Annotated in this window: 2 protein-coding genes; one reads left to right on the top strand and one right to left on the bottom strand. The window is 64.7% G+C overall.

Annotated features, from left to right (window positions below):
• On the top strand, window positions 1-920 hold a 920-nt coding region (locus EOA60_RS30635; protein ID WP_128312446.1), incomplete at its 5' end, for a zinc-dependent alcohol dehydrogenase family protein.
• Between the two features lie 83 nt (window positions 921-1,003).
• Here EOA60_RS30635 and EOA60_RS30630 read toward each other — a convergent pair.
• A partial coding sequence (locus EOA60_RS30630; RefSeq protein WP_128312444.1) for a TRAP transporter substrate-binding protein occupies window positions 1,004-2,021 on the bottom strand: 1,018 nt, incomplete at its 5' end.

The following is a 2,021-nucleotide window of genomic DNA, read 5'->3' as shown; positions in this document are numbered from 1 at the left end:
GCGGCACGGACCGCCCACTGTTCCATGGCGAATTCCCGTGCACGCCGCCGGTCACGCTTGGCCACGAATTCTGCGGCATCGTCGAGGCGGTCGGCGACGCGGTGTCCGGCATCGCCGTCGGCGATCGGGGCACGGGCGACCCCAACATCGCCTGCGGGCGCTGCAGCCAGTGCCGGGCCGGCCGCGTCAATTTGTGCAGCAATCTCAGGGCCATCGGCATCCACCGGGACGGCGGTTTCGCCGATTATGTCGTGATGCCGCAAGGCCAGGCCTTCCTCCTGCCCGGCAACCTCCAGCCGACGCATGGCGCCTTCTGCGAGCCGCTGGCCTGCTGCCTGCACGGCATCGACCTCGCCGGAATCAGGCCCGGCGACTCGGTGGTGGTGCTCGGCGGCGGCGTCATCGGCCTGCTCACCATGCAATTGGCGAAGCTTGCCGGTGCCGCGACCATCATCCTATCGACCAGGCAGGCCTCGCGCCGCGCGCTGGCCGAAGAACTCGGCGCGACCGCTACGGTCGATCCAAGCGCCGTCGATCCCATCGAGGCCATCGCCGGAAAAGCCGGGCTTGTGCCGGGCGGCGTCGACGTGGTGCTGGAATGCGCCGGGGTTCGCGACACGGTCGAGCAGTCGATGCGAATTGCCAAGGCCGGAGGCACGGTGGTGATCGTCGGCGTGATGCCGCAGGGGCAGAAGGTGGCTTTCGAGCCTTTCGACGTGCTGTTCCGGGAGTTGAAGGTCCTCGGGTCCTTCATCAATCCCTTCACGCATCGACGCGCCGCGGACCTCATCGCGTCCGGCGCGATCGAGATCGACAAGCTGATTTCCAGGCAGGTGCCACTCGAAGAGGCGCCGCAGGTGATCTCGAACCCAGCCGCCCCCGGCGAGGTCAAGGTGCTGGTCGTGCCGGGCCGGACCTGAAGTCCTGCAACGTTGGCGATTGGCGAAACCGGCGGTGACAGCGCCCTCTCCCCGTCACCATAGGGGAGAGGGCTAATCCCCGGCTACAGCTTGCCGTTACGCTGCTGCACCATCATGAAGGTATCGTAGTTGTATTCGGCGACCTGGGCCCAGAGATAGTGCTCCTTGCGGAAGCCTTTGATGGATTCCCAGATCTTCTTGAACGGCGCGTTGTTGGCCTCCATTTCGGCATAGACTTCGTTGGCCTTTTCGAAGCAGGCAGCCATGATTTCCTGGCTGAAGGGGGCCAGCTTGGCGCCGCTGGCGACCAGCCGCTTCACCGCCGCCGGATTGAGGTAGTCGTATTTCTGCAGCATGTTGGCGTCGGCGGCTTGCGCGGCCGTGTGCACCAGCGACTTGTAGGCGGGCGACAATTCCTCGTATTTGGCCTTGTTGAACATCAGATGCACGGTCGGGCCGCCTTCCCACCAGCCGGGATAGTAGTAGTAGGGCGCGACCTTGTAGAAGCCGAGCTTCTCGTCGTCATAAGGGCCGACCCATTCGGCGGCGTCGATCGTGCCCTTTTCCAGCGCCGGGTAGATGTCGCCGCCGGCGATCTGCTGCGGCACGACGCCGAGCTTCTGCACCACTTTGCCGGCAAAGCCGCCGATGCGCATCTTGAGGCCGGAAAGATCGGCGACCGTGTTGATCTGCTTGCGGAACCAGCCGCCCATCTGCACGCCGGTGTTGCCGCCCGGCAGGCCGAATAGGCCTTGCGTTGCAAGGAATTCGTTGAAGAGGTCAATGCCGCCGCCATGATAGTGCCAAGCGTTCATGCCGCGCGCGTTAAGCGAGAACGGCACTGCGGCACCCAGCGCCCAGGTTGGGTCCTTGCCCCAATAGTAATATGCCACCGTGTGGCATGCCTCGACGGTGCCTGCGGCGGTGGCGTCGGCCGCCTGCAGGCCGGGAACGAGCTCGCCCGAGGCGAAGACCTGAACCTGGAAATTGCCGTCGGTCGCTTCCGACAGCATTTTTGAGAACACTTCCGCACCGCCATAGATCGTGTCGAGCGATTTCGGGAAGGACGATGCCAGCCGCCAGGTCACTTTCGGATTGGAC

The sequence above is a fragment of the Mesorhizobium sp. M1A.F.Ca.IN.020.06.1.1 genome, assembly GCF_004023265.1.
Lineage (GTDB): Bacteria > Pseudomonadota > Alphaproteobacteria > Rhizobiales > Rhizobiaceae > Mesorhizobium.
This window is presented reverse-complemented; position numbering and strand designations above follow the sequence as displayed.